17 protein-coding genes are annotated in these 20,304 nt (G+C 30.3%); 10 read left to right on the forward strand and 7 right to left on the reverse strand.

Annotated elements, in window-relative coordinates:
- Positions 1–6 precede the first annotated feature (6 nt).
- From C4N20_RS09305 to C4N20_RS09325, 5 genes are all read left to right on the forward strand, one after another.
- Positions 7–1,866 (forward strand): DUF2207 domain-containing protein, encoded by a 1,860-nt coding sequence (locus C4N20_RS09305; RefSeq protein WP_005979343.1) that lies wholly within the window; start codon positions 7–9, stop codon positions 1,864–1,866.
- A gap of 40 nt (positions 1,867–1,906) precedes the next feature.
- Positions 1,907–2,449, forward strand: a complete 543-nt coding sequence (locus C4N20_RS09310) for a LemA family protein (protein ID WP_005979345.1) — start codon at positions 1,907–1,909, stop codon at positions 2,447–2,449.
- A gap of 252 nt (positions 2,450–2,701) precedes the next feature.
- The gene (locus C4N20_RS09315) at positions 2,702–3,973 is read left to right on the forward strand and encodes a 2-hydroxycarboxylate transporter family protein (RefSeq protein ID WP_005979347.1); all 1,272 of its coding nucleotides are present in this window, start codon (positions 2,702–2,704) and stop codon (positions 3,971–3,973) included.
- Between the two features lie 234 nt (positions 3,974–4,207).
- Positions 4,208–5,479 (forward strand): 2-hydroxycarboxylate transporter family protein, encoded by a 1,272-nt coding sequence (locus tag C4N20_RS09320; protein ID WP_005979349.1) that lies wholly within the window; start codon positions 4,208–4,210, stop codon positions 5,477–5,479.
- Positions 5,480–5,737: 258 nt separating this feature from the next.
- Entirely contained in the window at positions 5,738–6,451 is a 714-nt protein-coding gene (locus C4N20_RS09325) for an MgtC/SapB family protein (RefSeq protein ID WP_005979351.1), read from the forward strand.
- Between the two features lie 45 nt (positions 6,452–6,496).
- On the opposite strand, the gene C4N20_RS09330 is transcribed toward C4N20_RS09325, so the two are convergent.
- Both C4N20_RS09330 and C4N20_RS09335 read right to left on the reverse strand, forming a co-directional pair.
- Positions 6,497–7,945, reverse strand: a complete 1,449-nt coding sequence (locus C4N20_RS09330; RefSeq protein WP_005979353.1) for an SLC13 family permease — start codon at positions 7,943–7,945, stop codon at positions 6,497–6,499.
- A 253-nt stretch (positions 7,946–8,198) separates the two neighbouring features.
- Positions 8,199–8,642: a toxin-antitoxin system YwqK family antitoxin gene (locus C4N20_RS09335; protein ID WP_005979355.1), complete on the reverse strand. Its 444-nt coding sequence runs from the start codon at positions 8,640–8,642 to the stop codon at positions 8,199–8,201.
- A gap of 229 nt (positions 8,643–8,871) precedes the next feature.
- Between C4N20_RS09335 and C4N20_RS09340 the strand changes: the two genes are divergently transcribed.
- From C4N20_RS09340 to C4N20_RS09355, 4 genes are read left to right on the forward strand one after another with little or no spacing between them, the layout of a single operon-like run.
- Positions 8,872–9,630 (forward strand): MgtC/SapB family protein, encoded by a 759-nt coding sequence (locus C4N20_RS09340; protein ID WP_040490806.1) that lies wholly within the window; start codon positions 8,872–8,874, stop codon positions 9,628–9,630.
- Between the two features lie 45 nt (positions 9,631–9,675).
- Complete coding sequence (locus C4N20_RS09345) at positions 9,676–10,650, forward strand: tripartite tricarboxylate transporter substrate binding protein (protein WP_005979359.1); 975 nt, start codon at positions 9,676–9,678, stop codon at positions 10,648–10,650.
- A gap of 8 nt (positions 10,651–10,658) precedes the next feature.
- On the forward strand, positions 10,659–11,087 hold the full coding sequence (locus tag C4N20_RS09350) for a tripartite tricarboxylate transporter TctB family protein (protein ID WP_005979360.1): 429 nt from the start codon (positions 10,659–10,661) through the stop codon (positions 11,085–11,087).
- Between the two features lie 11 nt (positions 11,088–11,098).
- Positions 11,099–12,577, forward strand: coding sequence for a tripartite tricarboxylate transporter permease (locus tag C4N20_RS09355; protein WP_005979362.1), 1,479 nt, complete (start codon positions 11,099–11,101; stop codon positions 12,575–12,577).
- 30 nt (positions 12,578–12,607) lie between these two features.
- Here C4N20_RS09355 and C4N20_RS09360 read toward each other — a convergent pair whose 3' ends face one another.
- The 5 genes from C4N20_RS09360 to C4N20_RS09380 form a co-directional block, all read right to left on the reverse strand.
- Positions 12,608–14,359: a sensor histidine kinase gene (locus tag C4N20_RS09360; RefSeq protein WP_005979364.1), complete on the reverse strand. Its 1,752-nt coding sequence runs from the start codon at positions 14,357–14,359 to the stop codon at positions 12,608–12,610.
- Between the two features lie 15 nt (positions 14,360–14,374).
- The gene (locus tag C4N20_RS09365) at positions 14,375–15,094 is read right to left on the reverse strand and encodes a response regulator transcription factor (RefSeq protein WP_005979366.1); all 720 of its coding nucleotides are present in this window, start codon (positions 15,092–15,094) and stop codon (positions 14,375–14,377) included.
- A gap of 103 nt (positions 15,095–15,197) precedes the next feature.
- Entirely contained in the window at positions 15,198–16,187 is a 990-nt protein-coding gene (galE, locus tag C4N20_RS09370) for a UDP-glucose 4-epimerase GalE (protein ID WP_005979368.1), read from the reverse strand.
- A 61-nt stretch (positions 16,188–16,248) separates the two neighbouring features.
- Complete coding sequence (galT, locus tag C4N20_RS09375) at positions 16,249–17,769, reverse strand: UDP-glucose--hexose-1-phosphate uridylyltransferase (RefSeq protein WP_005979371.1); 1,521 nt, start codon at positions 17,767–17,769, stop codon at positions 16,249–16,251.
- The gene (locus C4N20_RS09380) at positions 17,769–18,944 is read right to left on the reverse strand and encodes a galactokinase (RefSeq protein ID WP_005979373.1); all 1,176 of its coding nucleotides are present in this window, start codon (positions 18,942–18,944) and stop codon (positions 17,769–17,771) included. The genes galT and C4N20_RS09380 overlap by 1 nt, the downstream gene beginning before the upstream one ends.
- Before the next feature lie 187 nt (positions 18,945–19,131).
- Here C4N20_RS09380 and C4N20_RS09385 point away from each other — a divergent pair, with 187 nt between their 5' ends.
- Positions 19,132–20,298 (forward strand): ROK family protein, encoded by a 1,167-nt coding sequence (locus tag C4N20_RS09385; protein ID WP_005979375.1) that lies wholly within the window; start codon positions 19,132–19,134, stop codon positions 20,296–20,298.
- The last annotated feature ends 6 nt before the right edge of the window (positions 20,299–20,304 follow it).

A 20,304-nucleotide genomic window follows, 5' to 3' on the forward strand; every position in this document is an offset into this window, starting at 1 on the left:
AAGCATTTGAAAAGACTAAGAAAGATTTATTTGATTATAGCTGTATTTTTCACAGTTTTTTCGGTTATATTTTCAGCACCATCATATAGGATAGACAGTCTGGATATAACAGCTAAAATACAGGAAGATGGATCAGTGGTTATTGAAGAGATAGCTTTGTATAATGCCAGTGAAATAAATGGAGTATTATATAATATTGATGCTAAAGGATATGGGAAATTACAGTCTCTGGAAGTATTTTATGAAAAAAATGGAGAGTTTGTTTCAGCTGTAAATGATAGAGGGACAGCTTCAGGAATGTACACAGTGTCAGTAAGTGACGAGCTCTATAAGATAAAACTTTATTCTCCTATGAGAAATGAAAAAAGATATTTTGGCTTCAGGTATGTTCTTCCTAGAGGAGTAACTGTATATGAGGATATAGCTCAATTTAATAGGAAAATGGTAGGAAGAGGCTGGCAGAACAGTATAAGAGACGTTTCTGTAAAAGTGATCCTTCCTAAAGAGGCAGATAAAGATAAAATACATGCTTTTGGACATGGACCTCTCACAGGTAATATTGAAATATTAAATGGAAGAGAAATATTTTTCACATTGAAAAATTATAGACCAGGAGAGTTTGTTGAAACAAATATACTTTTTCCAAAAGAGATAGTAAGTAAAATAAATCCAAGCTATGTTAAAAAAACAAAAGGTTATGACAGTATCATGGCTATGGAAGGGAAACTAGCTGAAGAATCTAACAGAGAAAGAGACAGAGCAGTAAGAGGAATGATATTAGGCAGAGTTGTTTTCTTTGGAGGAGTAGCATGGTGGCTGTTCTTGATGGTATTTATTTATCTGAAAAATGGTAAAAAATATAAAGTGATCAATCCTTATGGAGAGTATTTTAGAGAGCTTCCAGATGATTATACTCCAGCTGTAGCAGGAACATTAGTATCAAGAAAAATGTATCCAGCTCCAACACACCTTTTTGCTACTGTAATGGATTTAGTGAGAAAAGATTATTTAGAAATGGAAGAAATAAATGAAGTTAATTCTAAAGGAAAAAGTATTAAAAAAACTATATTGAAAAAAGTAAGAGAAGTAACTTCAGAATTAAAAGATTATGAAAAATTAGTTTTTAAATGGTATATAAATGAACTTGGAGATGGAGAAAAAGTAGTTTTGGAAGATGTGGAAAAATATGTTTCTAAAAATCTTACAAATGCTAAGAAATTTAATGCTAATTTTGAAAAATGGAAAACATTGGTATATACTGATATGCTTTCTAAGGGATTAAAGCAAGATAAAAGAAATAAACTAGCTGTAACTCTCGGGGTTATAACAGGAATACTTTTATTTATTGGAGGAATGATTCTTATAGTTATATTCCAGGATCCTAAATTTATGCTGTTTAATTTCTTAGGAATACCATTAATAGTATTTTCAGTAGCAGTAAACAGACCAAGCAAAGAAAAAGAGGAAGCTTATTCAAGATGGAAAGCTTTTAAGAAATTCCTTGTAGATTACAGTAATTTAGAAGAGGCGAAGTTAGCTTCAATACATTTGTGGGAACATTATTTTGTATATGCAATAGCTCTTGGAGTAGCTGAGAAGGTAGCAGCAGGATACAAGAAAATAGCTGCACTAAGAGGAGAAGATGTTGTAAATCTGAGAGTTGGAAGAAATAGAATGTCTCTTATGAATACATATCTTTACAGCAGAGCTTTCAGAACTATGGAAAGTTCAACAGTAAAAGCAGCAGCTCGTTCTATGAGTGAAGTTGCAAAATCTACAAGATCTTCTTCAAGCGGCAGCGGCGGTGGATTCAGCAGAGGATCTTCTGGCGGCGGTGGAGGCCGTGGTGGTGGAGGAGCATTCTAATAGAGAAAGCTTTATAAAAAAATATAAAAGGAGTGAGAATATGCTGTTTCTTATAATTGTAATTGTTTTATTAGTTCTTTTAACTGTGTCTTATCAAAATAAATTTGTCAAACTTCATGAAAGAGTAAAAAACTCTTGGAGCCAGATAGATGTCCAGCTTCAAAAAAGAGTGGATTTAATTCCTAACTTAGTGGAAACTGTAAAAGGATATGCAACACATGAGAAAGAAACACTGGATGCTGTAATTTCAGCAAGAACTCGTTATACAACTGCTTCTACAGTGGATGAAAAAATGAAGGCCAGTGGAGAGTTAAGTGGTCTTTTAAGCAGATTGATGATGGTATCAGAAAGCTATCCTGATCTTAAAGCAAATGTTAATTTTATGGATCTACAAAAACAGCTGAAAGATATAGAAGATAAAATAGGTTATGCCCGTCAATTTTATAATGACACTGTTACATCATATAACCAGAGTATAAAAATGATACCTGGAAGTATTTTTGCAGGAATCTTTAAATTTACAGAAGAGCCTTTATTTAAAGCTGATGAAGGAGCAAAAGAGGCACCTAAAGTTAAGTTTTAAATTTAAGAAGAAAAAATCAAGACAACTTTCTTTATAAAATACGGTTTAATTCTAATGAATCGTTGATTATAAAGGAAGTTTTTTTATTATTGTTTTTTAATTTCTATCTAGAGAAATAAAGAATATTACATAAGTAAAAAATAGCTGTTATTTTGTAATAGGATACTATATATAGTTGACTTTGAGAGGTAAAAGGAATAGTATAGAATATATCTACAACAATAAAATTTATCAGTACTAGGAAGGTTTATTATGAAAGAAAAGTTTAAGCTGGCAGGCTTGGAAATGAAGTATTTTATTCCCATAGTCGTAGTACTTGCAGTGGCAGTAGCTCTGGGAAAGCTTCCACAAGGAATGCTTGGAGCATTTCCAATAATGATAGCTATTGGTGCTATTTTAGATTATATTGGAAGTAAAATTCCAATAGTAAAAGATTATTTGGGTGGTGGACCTATAGTTATAATATTTGTTTCAGCAGCACTAGTTTATTACAATCTCATGCCAACCAAAGAAGTAAAGATAGTCACAGATTTTATGACAACACAAAGTTTTTTGGATTTCTATATTGCAGCCTTGATAGTGGGAAGTATTATGGGAATGAACAGAAAGCTTTTGATTAAAGCAGCAATGGGATATCTTCCTGTTATTCTTGGAGGAGTAGTATGTGCAATACTTTTTGCAGGAGTGATAGGATTTATTTCTGGATATGGATTCATCAATGCAGTATTTTACATTGCTATTCCTATAATGGGAGGAGGAATGGGAGCAGGAGCAGTACCATTATCACAAATTTTCGGACAGGCTTTTCATAGACAGCCAACAGAATTACTGGCAGTAATGGTTCCAGCAGTAGCCTTGGGAAATGCTTTGGCAATAGTATCTGGAGGTTTGCTGGATAAATTAGGAAAAAAAGTTCCAAGTCTTACAGGAAATGGAAAGCTTATAAAATCTCAGGATGCTGAAATGACTGAAGAGAGAAAACAAGCTCCTCTTCAATATGAAGAGCTTGGAACAGGACTTCTTGTAGCTACATCATTCTTTATTTTTGGAAATATTTTAAGTAAATTTATACCTATTCATGCTTATGCTTTGATGATAATATCAGTAGCTATTGCAAAAATATTAGGATTATTAAATGAACATTATGAAGAATGCTGTGCTAAATGGTATAACTTTATAATGAAAAATTTTACATCAGCTTTATTGGTAGGTATAGGAATAGCCTATACAAGTCTTGAAGAAGTAATAAATTCATTGAGTCCTATATATATTTTGTTGGTTATAGCAACAGTAGCTGGAGCTATAATAGGAACAGCAATTGTTGGGCATTTTCTGAATTTCTATATGATAGAAGCTTCTATCACAGCTGGACTGTGTATGGCAAATATGGGTGGAACTGGAGATGTAGCAGTAATGTCAGCAGCTCACAGAATGGAACTTATGCCATTCTCTCAAATTTCCTCAAGAATAGGAGGAGCTTTTATGCTGCTTTTAACTTCACTTTTGGTAAATATATTTATTTAAAATTAAAATAATTAATTGAAAATATTATGGAGGAAGGTTTAATAATATATGAAATCTTCTTCCTTTTTTTATTATTTCAAGGAAAAGCTCAAAATGGAACGAATAATAAGATATAAATTGATAATATTTGTCATTTCATAATAATATGATTCAAACGATTGACTTTTAGATGTAAAAGGAATAATATAGAGGATATCTGTATAAAAAACATTTATAACATTGGGAGGAGTTGTTATGAAAGAAAAATTTAAATTGGCAGGGTTGGAGATGAAGTATTTTATCCCTGTAGTTCTGGTGCTTACAGCAGCAGTAGCATTAGGAAAGCTTCCAAAAGGGATGCTTGGAGCATTTCCTATAATGATAGCCATTGGAGCTATCTTGGATTATATTGGGAATAAAACTCCAATAGTAAAAGATTATCTTGGTGGAGGACCTATAGTTATAATATTTGTTTCAGCAGCATTGGTTTATTACAATATAATACCAGCTAACGAAACAAAAATAATTAAAGATTTTATGACTACACAAAGTTTCCTTGATTTCTATATTGCAGCATTGATAGTAGGAAGCATCATGGGAATGAACAGAAAACTTTTAATCAAAGCAGCAATGGGATATCTTCCAGTTATCATTGGGGGAGTAACAGTTTCAATACTTCTTACTGGTGTAATTGGAGCTATTTCTGGATATGGTTTTGTAAATGCCGTATTTTATATTGCTATCCCTATAATGGGAGGAGGAATGGGAGCAGGAGCAGTACCATTATCACAAATCTTTGGTCAGGCTCTTAACAAACAGCCGACAGAACTATTGGCAGTAATGGTTCCAGCAGTAGCATTGGGAAATGCTTTGGCAATAGTAGCAGCAGGATTATTGGATAAGTTAGGAAAAAGATTCCCAAGTCTTACAGGAAATGGAAAACTTTTAAAAACTCAAGATGCTGAAATGACTGAAGAAAGAAAACATACACCTCTTCAATATGAAGAACTTGGAATGGGGCTTCTTATAGCTACATCATTCTTTATTTTTGGAAATACTTTAAGTAAATTTATACCTATTCATGCTTATGCTTTGATGATAATATCAGTGGCAATTGCAAAAATATTTGGACTGGTTAATGAATATTATGAAGAATGCTGTGCTAAATGGTTTAACTTTATAATGAAAAACTTTACATCAGCTCTATTAGTAGGAATAGGAGTAGCTTATACAAGTCTTAAAGAAGTAATAGAAGCTTTCAGTCCTATATATCTTTTATTAGTTGCAGCTACAGTAATTGGAGCTATTATAGGAACAGCAATTGTTGGACATTTGATAGGATTCTATGTAATAGAAGGATCTATTACAGCTGGATTATGTATGGCAAATATGGGTGGAACTGGAGACGTGGCAGTAATGTCAGCAGCTCACAGAATGGAACTTATGCCATTCTCTCAAATTTCTTCAAGAATAGGAGGGGCTTTTATGCTGCTCTTAACCTCACTCTTGATAAATATATTTGTATAAAGTAAAAAATAATTAAGGTAAATATATGGAGGGGGATCTAAAAATATAGTTGATTTCTCTCCATTCTTTATATTGAAAACAGCAGTGAAAATAATAGGCAGAGAAGCAATTAATTATAAGGAAATGAAAATTAATTATCTATTGATTTTTAAAAAAAAATGCTTTATTATGTAAAAATATATATTTTATGTTTTTAATACATATAAATATAAAAGATTTGAAATAAAGTCGTTGATCACAAGGAGGGAGGGATACTTGATGGATAATTTTACTATGAACCTTAGTGTCTATGAGATAGGTTTAAGAATTGGAATGGCTATAATTATTGGTGGAATGATAGGATATGAGAGAGGGCATAATAATAGACCTGCTGGATTTAGAACTCACATACTTGTATGTTTAGGAGCAGCAGTAGTTTCTATGGTACAGGATCATCTGCGGATAAATATAGTCAGATTTGCCATGGAAAATGGAAATGCAGCTCAAGTAATAAAAACAGACTTAGGAAGAATAGGAGCACAGGTAGTTAGTGGAATAGGTTTCTTAGGTGCTGGAACTATAATGAGAGATAAGGGAACTATTGGTGGACTTACAACAGCAGCATCTATATGGGTAACAGGATGTATAGGATTGGGAGTAGGCTGGGGATTTTACAGTATGTCTTTTCTTTCAGGACTGGCAGTTCTTTTAGTTTTGATAACATTAAAAAAAGTAGAAAGAAGATTCATTGATGATAGAACAATTTCAAAAATAGAGATAGAGTATGACAGTGAAATTAATAACGGAATGTATTACTCTAATACTAATGAAATATTCAAAGAATTCAGCATAAGAGTAAGAAGTATGAAAAAAGATCCTAATGAAAATAGGATATTATATACTCTTGTTATTCCAAGACAGTATAGTATTTTAGATCTTACATCTGAATTTTCTAAGAATAAAGAAGTAACTTCAATAAAAATAATTAAATAAAAAATGAGGGTCAGATTCGAAACTTGAAATGAGACCCTCTTTTTATTACATTAGTATTGAAGCTATAGGATATCCTACAAAAATAGTAACTATTACTGCAACTATCATAAAGATAAATCCATATTTAAACATATCAGTAGACTCTACCCATTCTGATCCAATAGCTATAGCTATATGAGGCATAGCTGGAGGAGTGGCAAAAGCAAAAGCTGACATCATTCCAATAATAGAAACAATTGCTGGAGCTGATACTGCACCATTAGTCGCCTGTACAAGAGGAATAGCCACAGTAGTAACGACTGTAACAGTAACCATATTAGATGAGAAGTTTGTTTGAATACAAGCCCACAGAGTAAATATAAGAACTAGGAGCATAGGACTTACTTCTTTCAATATAGGATTTAAAGTTTCTACAAGATATTGAGCCAGCCCTACATGTTGATTTGTCATAGCACTACCTAGAGCGAGAGTACCAGCAGCCATTATAATACTTGACCATTGTACCCCTTTTCTCATTCCCTCTGCAAAATTCAATACAGGTTTTTCATCAAAAGACATTATAGAATAGCAGATAACTCCGAGCATAGGAGGCATAGCAGTTCCCATAGTTGAGATTTTTTTGCATATTACAGGAAAATAAGGCTTTAATATACTTGGAAGCACCCATAGAGCAACTATTATGCAGAATACTCCAAGAATAGCTTTTTCTTTCTTTTCCATTGGTTTTATTTCGTTTTTTAAAGCAGAAACATCTATATTTTTTATTTTTGTCATGTCAGGATTAAGTATAAATCTAAATATAAGAATTAAAAATATTGTACATATAATTCCTACAGGAACAGCAAAAGCCATGTATTCAGCATATCCAATAGTGAGTCCAGTAGCAGTTGCATAAAATCCCATAGCCATAATACTAAATACATGAGCAATAGGAGTCATTCCAGCAGCAACAGATACACAAAATGCAAGACTGATCATAAGCATTTTTCCTATTTTATCTCCTTTTTTTAATCCTAATATTTCATTAATTTTTTCTAATATAGGAAGAAAAACAACAAACAATACAGATGGAGATACAAAACATCCAATAAATATTATTGCTGAAATAAAAGAGATAACAAAAAGCCATGGACCTTTTTTAGCTATAGGACTTGTTATAAAAGAAACAGCGCATCTTTTCAGAAATGGAGTCTCTGCTAAAACATAAGTACATAGGAAAGTACACATTAAGAAAGCAAAAGTATCATTTCCAAAAGAACTTAGAAAAACATTTTTAAATCCAATTTCTGGAATCAGTCCTATTGCAGTTATACAAAGCAAACTAGGCCAGTCAATAGCAACAGTAAGCCATAATAATAAACTTCCTAAAAATATACCTATTACATTCATCCCTAATGGTTTCATCCCAGTTGGAAGTGGAAGATGCTTTACAAATAGAATTAGAAGTAATGCAAGAAAGATACAAGAATATCTTTTTACACTTTTAGCAGACATAAATTTTCCCCCTTTATTTTACATCAATATCACTTTATGTAGATATTATAAATACATATAATAATTCATAGAGTTTTGAAAATTATATCCTCATAAGGCTTCTTTGTCAATTTAAATCAAAAATCAGGAGCATTTAACTCCTGATAGTTCTAAAATTGTTGCTATTATTCAAATTATATCGAAAAATATAAAATAGTGTGCACAATATAAAAAATAAATATATAATAATAGTAAAATTTTTAAAAATAAAAGCTTATTCTTGAATAATTTCTACAATTTTTCCTTTATTATATTTTATTTCTTTAATTTTTTCTCCTTCTTTCGAGTATTCTAAATAGATTCCATCAGGCTCTCCAGAAACATAATTTATTTCTAAAACAATCTGCCCAGTATAATGATATTTTTTATATGAACCATTGAGTTTTCCATCTTTATATTCACTGTCTATGTATATTTGTCCATTTCTATAGAAATGCACATATTTTCCATCTAGTTTTCCATTTTTATAACTCATTAAAAGAAGTATCTGTCCATTATCATACTTCCTTAAAATCTTACCAGAATAAGGTTTACTTTCATTAATTATATAAACGATTCCATTTCTTTCTTGTTTTTTAGAGATATCAATTTCTCTTTCTTTGTCATAGCAGCTGCTAAGTAATATTATTGAAAAAATAAGCAGTAAAAGTTTCTTCATTCAGCTTCCTCCATAGATGTAAAGTATTTATATTATAACACGAGTAAAAAAGTTTTCCAATTAAAAATCAAATAGTAATTTAATAAAAAATTAAATAATTAATATAATTAGTGTGCCCATTAAATTAAATTTATTTCAAAAAAAATAATGTTAAATTCTAAAAAAAATATAATGATATAAAACAAAACATTTTTATTGATTTTTATATTCAAATGATTTATAATAGATTATGTTAAAAATGTTAAAAATGTTAATAAAAAAAGAGGGGGAGATTTTTTTGGGAGAATTTACATTAAACCTCAGTATAAAAAGCATTGTTTTGAGAATTTTTATGGCGATAATTATTGGGGGAATAATTGGATATGAAAGAGGATGTAATAATAGACCAGCAGGATTTAGAACACACATATTAGTTTGTTTAGGTGCTGCTATTGTTTCATTGACTCAAGATCAACTTAGAATAAATATAGTAAAATTTGCTATGGAAACATCTACAGTAACTCAAGTTTTGAAGACAGATTTAGGGAGAATGGGAGCTCAAGTAGTAAGTGGAATAGGATTTTTAGGAGCAGGCTCTATAATGAGAGAGAAAAAAACTATAGGTGGTCTTACAACAGCAGCATCTATATGGGCTACAGGATGTATAGGATTAGGAATAGGATGGGGATTTCATAATATAGCAGTATCTGCGGGAATAGCTGTGATAATTGTTCTTGTTACTCTAAAGAAATTGGAAGTTACATTAATTGAAAAGAAATTTATAGAAAAAATAGAGATTATTTATAATGAGGAAAGAAATATGGGAGTCAATTTACAAGAAACATATGAAATTTTTAAAAGCTATAATATTAAAATAAAAAATTTAAAAAAGGAATTAAAAGAGAAAAAGGTGTTATTTACTTTGATCATACCAAAACATTTTACACTTTTAGATTTAACATCTGAATTATCAACTTTAAAAAGTATCTCTGAGATAAGAGACTTTTAAATAAAATAATTTTAAAATTTATAAAATATCTAGGAGGAATGAATTATGAGAAAGGCATTTAAATTATTTGGAGTATTATTTACAGCAGCAGCATTATTTACAGCTTGTGGAAAGGAAAAAGAAACAGAATTGACTACAAAATATCCAAGCAAAGCAGTAAATGTTATTGTTGCGTATAAAGCAGGAGGAGGAACAGATGTAGGAGCACGTATTTTAGTTTCAGAAGCTCAAAAATCATTTTCTCAACCTTTTGTTATAGTTAATAAACCAGGGGCAGATGGAGAGATTGGATACACAGAACTATTAAAAGCAAAGCCTGATGGATATACGATTGGATTTATAAATCTTCCTACTTTTGTAAGTATCCCTTTACAAAGAAAAACAAACTTTAAAAAAGAAGATGCAGCAGCTATAATGAACCATGTTTTTGATCCAGGAGTTTTAGCAGTTAAAGCAGATAGTAAATGGCAGACTTTAGAGGATTTTATAGAAGATGCTAAAGCTAATCCAGATAAATTAACAGTTTCAAATAATGGTACTGGAGCTTCTAACCATATAGGAGCAGCTCATTTTGCATATGAAGCTGGAGTAAAAATAACTCATGTTCCTTTTGGAGGAAGTACAGATATGATTGCAGCTCTTCGTGGAAACCATGTAGATGCAACAGTAGCAAAAATTAGTGAAGTTGGAAATTTAGTTAAAAATAATGAGTTACGTATTTTAGCTACATTTACTGAAAAAAGATTGGAGAATTTTTCTGAAGTGCCAACTTTAAAAGAAAAGGGATATAATGTTTTATTTGGTTCAGCTCGTGCTATAGTGGCTCCTAAAGGAACACCAGATGAAATAATAAATATATTGCATACTACATTTAAAACAGCTTTAGAAGCACCAGAAAATGTAGAAAAATCTAATAATTCAAATCTTCCTTTGCAATATATGTCACCTGAAGAACTTACAAATTATATAAATGAGCAGGAAATTTATATAAAAGAAATTGTACCTAAGCTAGGAATATAGGAGGAATAATGGGTAAGTATGATAAAATATTAACAATAGGGTTGTTGATATTGGAAACATTCTATTTTGTTTTAATAAAATCTCTGCCAGAAAATGCAGCTAAATATCCAATGTTTGTTTGTATGTTATTATTAGTTTTAACTATCATGTTAGGAATAAAAAGTTTTACATCTAAAGAAAAATATGAAGAGAAAATTTTTGCAGATCTTCAGCTAAAACAGTTTTTATTTATTATAGTAATTTCTGCAATATATATTTTTTTAATAGAATTACTAGGTTTTTTCGTAACAACACTTGTTTATTTGATGTTAACAATGATAGGCTTAAAAGCAAATATTAAACTTAGTGCCATCACTAGTGTAGGTTTTTGTATTCTTATATATTTGGTATTTGTAGCTTTCTTGAGAGTACCTGTGCCTAGCGGATTTTTAATTTAAAGGAGGAGATTATGTCAGATATATTATATGGGTTTATGACAGCACTCAGCCCAATAAACTTAATAGCAGCATGTGTCAGTGTAGCTATAGGAATAACAATAGGGGCTCTTCCTGGATTATCTGCTGCAATGGGAGTGGCTCTTCTTATTCCAATAACATTTGGAATGCCTGCTTCAACAGGGTTGATAGTGTTAGCAGGAGTATATTGCGGAGCTATTTTTGGAGGATCAATATCAGCTATACTTATCCGTACACCAGGAACACCAGCAGCAGCAGCAACTGCAATTGATGGATATGAACTTACAGTACAGGGGAAAGCAGGAAAAGCTTTAGGAACAGCAGTAATAGCTTCTTTTATAGGAGGAATACTAAGTTCAATTTCGTTATATTTATTTGCTCCAACTCTAGCAACTCTTGCATTGAAATTTGGTCCTGCTGAATATTTTTGGCTGTCAATATTTGGATTGACAATAATAGCAGGAGCAAGTACAAAATCAATAACAAAAGGACTTATTTCAGGTGGATTAGGATTGATGATATCTACAATAGGAATGGATCCAATGCTTGGAAATCCAAGATTTACTTTTGGAATACCAAGTCTTCTTTCAGGAGTACCATTTACAGCTTCATTAATAGGATTGTTTTCTATGTCGCAAGTATTGATGCTGGCTGAAAAAAAGATAAAAGCTTCTGGTAAGATGATAGACTTTGATGACAGAGTCCTTTTAAGCAGAGCAGAATTAAAAAGAATACTTCCTACAACACTTAGATCAACAGTAATTGGAAATCTTATAGGAATACTTCCAGGAGCAGGGGCAAGTATAGCATCATTTTTAGGATACAATGAAGCTAAGAGATTTTCTAAACATAAAGAAGAATTTGGACATGGAAGTATAGAGGGAATAGCAGGAGCAGAGGCAGCTAATAATGCTGTAACTGGAGGGTCGCTAATTCCAACATTTACATTGGGAATACCTGGAGAAAGTGTAACAGCTGTTTTATTAGGAGGACTATTAATTCAAGGGTTACAACCAGGACCTGATCTATTTACTATTCATGGGAAAATAACTTATACTTTCTTTGCAGGATTTATAGTAGTTAATATTTTTATGTTATTGTTAGGATTGACTGGTTCAAAAATGTTTGCCAGAATATCAAGAGTTCCTGATAATTATCTTATTCCGCTTATTTTTTCGTTAAGCGTGATAGGGTCATATGCTATAAATAATCAAATGACAGATGTAGGAATAATGTTTGTATTTGGTATAATAGGATATTTTGTTAATAAATTCCAGTTAAATTCAGCATCTATAGTATTGGCATTGATTTTAGGGCCAATTGGAGAAGCTGGGTTAAGAAGATCTATAATATTGAATCATGGAAATATGGATATATTATTCAAAAGTTCAGTATCAAAAGTTTTAATACTATTTACAATATTATCTCTATTTTCTCCAATAGTAATGGCAAAATTACAAAAAGAAAAATAAAATATATTTAATTAAAAAAAGGCTGAACTCTTATGAGTTTAGCCTTTTTGATTTGATTTCTAAGATATCGATAATTAAAGTGAAAGTACTTCCTTTATTGATTTCACTTTTTACTTTAATTTTGCCTTTCATATTTAAAATCATATTTTTAACAATTGAAAGTCCAAGACCAGTACCTTCTATTTTACTATTGCGTGATTTATCTACTCTGTAAAATCTATGAAAAATTTTTTTAAGTTCATTTTTTTCAATTCCACGACCAAAATCTTCAACAGATACAGTTAATTTTAAATTTTTAACAGAAGCTTTGACATTTATAGAAGTTGAAGCTTCTGTATATTTTATAGCATTATCAATTAAATTTCCAACTACTGTTCTTAACCATTCTTCAGAAATATAAGATATAATGGTTATGTTTTCAACAGTTGTATTTATAGTTATATCTTTTTTTATAGCTATATTTTTATAAAGAGAAGTAATTGTATTAAATGAATCTAATAAAGAAATTGTATAGATATTTTTTTCATTTTTAGATGAATTTTCTATATGAGATAGTTGTAATAAATCATTTACTAGATGATTTAATCTTTGAGTTTCCCTATCTATAATATCTATAAAATATTCTAATTGTTTTCTATCTTTAAAATGACCTAATTTTATAGTTTCAATAAATCCCCCTATAATGGTAATAGGAGTTTTTAATTCATGAGAAGCATTGGATACAAACTCTCTACGAAGTTCTTCAACTAATTCAAGTTTTGTGATATTTTGAATAATAATAATAACTTGTTCACTTCCATCTTTCATAAAATTTGTTTTTATCTGATAAGTATTCTTATTCTTAGCAATTTTATTATTGAGGGGTTTTTTACTAGCAAGAGATTTTTTTATATATTCATTAAAAAATTCTAGTTCAGGATATGCAAATATATCAGAATGTCTATTTTGAAGATGAAATTCTTTTACTGCAAAATTATTAATCAAAATAATTTTCCCTGAATAGTCAATTACAATAATTCCTTCATGCAAGTTATCAATTATAGCTTGAAGATTATCAGCTTTTTTTTGTATATCTTTTAATAGAGCATTTATTTTAAAATTCATATAATTGAAATTTTCAGCTAATTCTTCAATTTCATCATGGGATTCAATAAGAATGGAATTGCTGAAATCCCCTTTTGCAGTATCTTTAGTAGCTTTTATTAAGAGGTCAATAGGTTTAGTAGCTCTGTTGATAAAATAAATAGATAAAATAATGGATAATATTCCTGATATGGTTATTCCTAAGGAAATAATAAGAATAGTTTCTTTTTTAAAAGCATCAAAAAGGAGTAAATCTTTGGATAACATAATAATTACAGGTTTATTATTAAGGGAGATTGCTCCAGTAAAAATCTCAATAGTTTTAATTTTCTTGGGAATATTTTTTACAACCCTATAAGAAGTAATTCCTTTTTTTGCTCTTTGAAATTCAGGAATATCTTTAAGAGTTGCAAAAATTATACTGTTATCATTAGAGTCAGCAATAGGAAAGCCATCTTCGTTGATAAAAGTTACTCTGAAATCAGTTTTTTTAGAAAAAGATTGAGAAAGTTTATAGAGATATAAATGAGCATTTTTATTTTCTGATAAAAATACACTAATTAATTTACTGTTAGATATTCCATTAAAAAAAATAGATTGAATATAATTTTTTTTTATCATTTTATTAAAAATAAGACCAACAATCAAGGTGCTTGTTAAAATAATTGAAAAACAAATAAGAATAAATTTTCTTTTCATAGCATACTCCTAAGATTATATATTGTCAGGTATTTTATATCCAGTTCCTCGGATTGTTTCTATATAGGAGTTATTTTCATCACCTAATTTTTGTCTTAGCTTTCTTATATGAACATCTAAAGAACGAGTTTGATTATTATTTTCATAATTCCATACTGATTCAAATATTTTTTCCCTTGAGATAACTTTTCCTTTGTTATTTAATAAAAAAATAAAAAGTTTGAACTCTCTAATAGTAAGTTCTAGAGGATTATTATTTTTATAAACTAGATTTTTTACTAAGTCTATTTTTAAATCTTTATAATATATATAATTTGCGTTGCTTTTTACAGGAGAATCATTTGAAATAATTGTTGAATCAGATTCTATTCTTCTTGAAAAAGCATTTATACGGGCAATCATTTCTCTTAAACTAAAAGGCTTAGTGATGTAATCATCAGCTCCAATTTCAAGGCAGACTATTTTATCTATTTCTTCAGATTTTGCACTAATTATTAATATTCTTATTTTATTAAGTAAAGGATTGTTTCTTATTTTTTTGCAAATATCAATTCCATTCATTCCAGGAAGCATTAAATCTAACAAAATAATATTTGGATTTATTTTTTCAATCAGAGACATGACATTATTTCCAGTATCAGTTGTGAAAACTTCATATCCATAAATTTCTAGATTTAATTTTAATAATTCTAATATATGTATTTCATCATCTATAATTAATATTTTTTTTCCCACAAAAGCCTCCTGCTAAAGCTAGATTATTTAAAGTTATTATAGCATATTTTTAGAAATAATAAAAAGCTGAACTAAAAGCAGTCCAGCTTTATTTTTATATATTTTAATCTTCATATCCATTTGGATGATTTTTATGCCATGTCCATGCTGTATCAATTATTTTTTCAAGAGTGTTATATTTAGGCTTCCATTTTAATTCTTTCATAGCTTTATCAGAACTTGCTACAAGTTTAGCAGGATCTCCAGCTCTTCTAGGTGAAACGATTGCTGGAATAGGATGCTTAGTTACTTTTCTGGCTACTTCAATAACCTCTTTTACAGAGAATCCCTCTCCATTTCCTAGATTGAATATTTCACTTTCTCCTCCATTATTTAATCTTTTTAGAGCAAGAATGTGAGCATCAGCAAGGTCCATTACATGAATGTAATCTCTGATACAAGTTCCATCAGCAGTAGGATAGTCATCTCCATATATTCCTATGTGTTCTCTTTTACCAAGAGCTACCTGAAGTATAATTGGAATGAGATGGCTTTCAGGACTGTGATCTTCTCCTATTTCACCAGTAGGATGAGCACCAGCAACATTGAAATATCTCAAAGCTGTATATTTTATTCCGTAAGCTTTATCACACCATTTGAGCATTTTTTCAACAGCTAGCTTACTTTCTCCATATGGATTAGTAGGGAAAGTTGCATCGCTTTCGAGAATAGGTATATTCTCAGGTTCTCCATATGTAGCAGCAGTTGATGAGAAAACTATTTTATTGACATTATATTTTTTCATAGCTTTTAATAGACATAAAGTTCCATAGAAGTTATTTTCAAAATATTTTAAAGGCTCTTCTACACTTTCTCCAACTAAAGAGAAAGCAGCAAAATCAATTACACCATCTATTTTATTATCTTTAAATACTCTTTCCATAAACTCGTCATCTCTTAGATCTCCAAGAACAAGTTTTGCTTTTTCGTGAACTGCATCAACATGACCAGTTTGAAGATTATCAAGTACAATTACCTCTTCTCCACTGTCAATAAGAGCTCTAGTAACATGACTTCCAATATACCCAGCTCCACCACAAACTAAAATTGCCATTTTATCCTCCTTAGAAAATAGTGTTTTTTATATTATACATCATATTTTTAAAAATTTTAATCTAATTCATGTTAATATATTCAACAAATCTCAGCAGACCTTTTTGACCCTCTGGGGTTCTTTTGTACACTCCAGCATCTTCAAGGACTCTTGAAAAAGTTATTCCAACTTCATCTTTTAAGATAGCTTCTACATTTTTAGGAGTTATTTCAAAGTGCTTTTTCTGAATATTAACAGCCCAGTTTAAATGTTTTTCAACTTTAGGATCATTTTTAATTTTAGTTTCAAAGTCAGGTTCTGTCATATATTTTCCTAGTATTTCCAGTTCTTCCTTCAATCTTCCAGGAAGTACAGCAAGTCCCATAACTTCAATAAGCCCTATATTTTCTTTTTTTATATTATGGACATCTTCATGTGGATGGAATATTCCTAAAGGATGCTCATCACTTGTTCTGTTATTTCTAAGGACAAGGTCAAGCTCAAAATCTTTTCCTCTTCTCCTTCCAATAGGAGTCACAGTATTATGAGGAGTATCTCCAGAGAATGCGTATATTCCCAGAGATTCGTCACTGTATCCTCTCCAGTTATCAAGTATTTTTACTGCAAGGTCCACCAGTTTTTTTCTGTCAGGACTTTTTATTCTTATAACTGACATAGGCCATTTAACTATTCCCGCTTCAACATCTTCAAACCCTTTAAAAATTATAGATTTTTCTACAGGAGATTTTGCCATTGGAAATTCATGATGTCCTCCCTGATAGTGATCATGACTTAAAATTGATCCTCCAACAATTGGAAGGTCAGCATTTGATCCTACAAAATAATGAGGAACCTGTTCAACAAAAGCTGTTATTCTATTAAAAGCATCTCTGTTTATTTTCATAGGTCTATGTTCCCCAGAAAAAATAATAGCATGTTCATTGTAATAAACATATGGAGAATATTGAAGGAACCATTGCTCTCCCTCTAAGAAAAATGGAAGAACTCTATGATTTTGTCTGGCAGGATGATTTAATCTTCCTGCATATCCAACATTTTCATAACATAAAAGACACTTAGGATATGCTGATGGAGGAAGAAGTCTTTCTTTGGCTATATCTCTTGGATCTTTTTCAGGCTTTGAAAGATTTACAGTTATTTCCATATCTCCATATTCTGTATTTGAATACCAGTACATATTTTTTGCTATTCTGTCTGTTCTTATATAGTTAGTTTTTTGAGCAAATTCATAATAATTGTCAGTAGCCTTTTCTATTCCTCCAAGACTTGATATTTTTATAAATTTATCTATTACATGAGTGGCAGATGGAGTTATTTTCCCCATTATCTCTGTATCAAAAAGATCTTTTACAACAATACTGTCTTCAATTATACCTTTTTCCACAGCCCAGTTACATATATTTTCCAGTATTTCATTTGGATATTGAGGGATAGTTCTGGAAGAGATATCTGTATCTTCCCAGTCTTCAAGTTTTAAAAGGGATATAATCTCATTTCTGGATATAATTTCATCATATTTTCCTATGAGGTCATTTTTTAATCCATAAGCCAGCAGTAACTTTACCTCTTCAAATATATTCATTAAAAATCACCTAACTTTCTACTTCCATCACCAATTTTAGCTACATAGAAATCAGCAGTTAATCCAGTTTTTGCTTTGTATTTTTCTCCAACAGATTTTATAAATTCATCAATGAATTCATCTTTTACAATGCTTACAGTACATCCTCCAAACCCAGCACCAGTCATACGAGCACCTATTACACCTTTTGCTTCCCATGCAGCTTCTACTAGAGAATCAAGTTCAAATCCTGTTACTTCATAGTCATCTCTCAAAGAAATATGAGATTGATTCATAAGTTTTCCAAAGGCTTCTACATCACCAGAATTTAATTTTTCAACAGCTGTTTTAGTTCTTTCATTTTCAGTTACTGCATGAGTGGCTCTTTTTAATTGCTCCTCATCAGTTATAAAATGTTTTACTTCATTGAATTTTTCTACTGAAAGTTCTCCAAGATTTTTTATATTTATTCCATTTTCATTTAAGACTTTAACAGCTGCTTCACAAGAATTTCTTCTTTCATTATATTTAGAATCAGCAAGTCCTCTTTTTTTATTTGTGTTAGCTATAACTATTGATGCTCCATCTAATTCTACAGTAGCATAGTGATATTCAAGAGTATTGCAGTCTAAAAGAATAGCATTATCTTTTTTACCCATTCCAATAGCAAATTGATCCATTATTCCACAGTTTACTCCTATAAATTCGTTCTCAGCTTTTTGAGAAAGCTTTACCATTTCTACCATATCTATATCAAGTTTAAAGATTTCTTTTAAGATAACTGATGTAAGAAGCTCTATTGAAGCTGAAGAAGAAAGTCCAGCACCATTTGGAATATTTCCAAAGAACATTACATCAAATCCTTTATCTATTTTATATCCAGCATCTATAAAAGTTTTTATTACTCCTTTAGGATAATTAGCCCAATTATCAGATGGAGTATTTATAAGCTTATCCAAAGAAAATTCTTTTGTTCCTAATTTTTCAAAGTTTTTAGAATACATTCTAAAAATATTATCATCTCTTCTTTTTACAACTGCGTAAGTACCAAAATCCAATGCACAAGGGAATACAAATCCACCATTATAGTCAGTATGTTCTCCTATAAGATTTACTCTTCCAGGAGAAAAGAATACCTCAACAGCTCCTGAATGATTAAATAGAGTTTTAAAATCTTGTACCAATCCTTTTATCATATTATATTCAACCTCCGCAAATTCTTTTCTAAAAATCTAGCCTACCTTAATATAAGTATATAGTATAAATTGATTTTAACAACTAAAATTACAAAAAAACACCTCATCTTTATAAACTTAGTAAAATAAGTTTTTGGAGTTTTCTGAAAAATGTTGTATAATAAGAGTATATATGAAAGGGGGAAATATGAAACCAACAAGTGCAAAAATGAAGACATTGGAATTTATAAAAAATAGTAATGGAACTTCAAGAGTAGAGCTGGCAAAAGAACTCAATATTACCCCAGCAGGAATCGGAAAAATTGTAAATGCCTTTTTAGAGAAAGGGATTATAAAAGAATATAGTGAAGGAGTTTCTACTGGTGGAAGAAAACCACTTATACTTAGAATAAATGAAGAAAATATAGGAATGATACTTGGAGTATCATTGGCACCAAGATTTATTCAAATATCTATTGGAGACATAAATGGAAAAATATTGAGGACTAAAAGATATTCGTTAAAGAAAAGGCTGGCTAAAAAGGAAAATAATATATTAAAAGCAGTTGAAGCCCTCATAAAAAAAGAACTAAGAAGCGAAGAGATAACAATAATATCTATAATAATGAATGGGATGGTAGATAGTGAAGCAGGAATATCTATATTTTCTCCACATTATAATTGGAAAAATATAAAGCTCAAAAAACTGCTAGAGGAAAAGTTTAAGAAAAGAGTCTTTATAGAAAATGATGTAAGAGGGATGGCACTTACTGAAAAAATATTTGGTTCCTGCAAAGAGAAACATAATTTTGTTGTATTGAGCATAGGAGATGGAGTAGGAGGAAGTATTTTCTTAAATGATTCTCTTTATCATGGATATGGATCTATGTCAGGAGAGCTTGGACATATGGTGGTAAAAAGAAATAGCTCAGAGAAATGTTCATGTGGAAAGAGAGGATGCCTTGAAACAGAAGTATCCAATGTAGCAGTTATTAAAAAGGTAGTATCTCAAATAAAACTGAATAATTACAGCAGTCTTAAAAATACTCTTAGTGAAAAAGGGAGTTTGGATATCGGAGACATAATAAATGCTGTAAAAGAAAAAGATATGCTTACTTTAAATATAATGAATGAGGCAATTTATCTCACAGCTCATGCTGTTGATGGAATAATTTCAGTAATAAATCCTGAAAAGATAATTCTTTTTGGTGCTATATTTAAGAGTAGCTTTTTATTTAAAACACTTGTTAATGAAGTGAAAAAAGTAACTTTAGATGAACAGAATTATGAAATAAAAGTATCGGAATTTTCAGATAATATTTATGAAATATCACCATTTGCAGTGGTTAATTATAATATATTTAAAGAGCTATAAAAATAA

It is taken from the genome of Fusobacterium ulcerans, assembly GCF_003019675.1.
Lineage (GTDB): Bacteria > Fusobacteriota > Fusobacteriia > Fusobacteriales > Fusobacteriaceae > Fusobacterium_A > Fusobacterium_A ulcerans.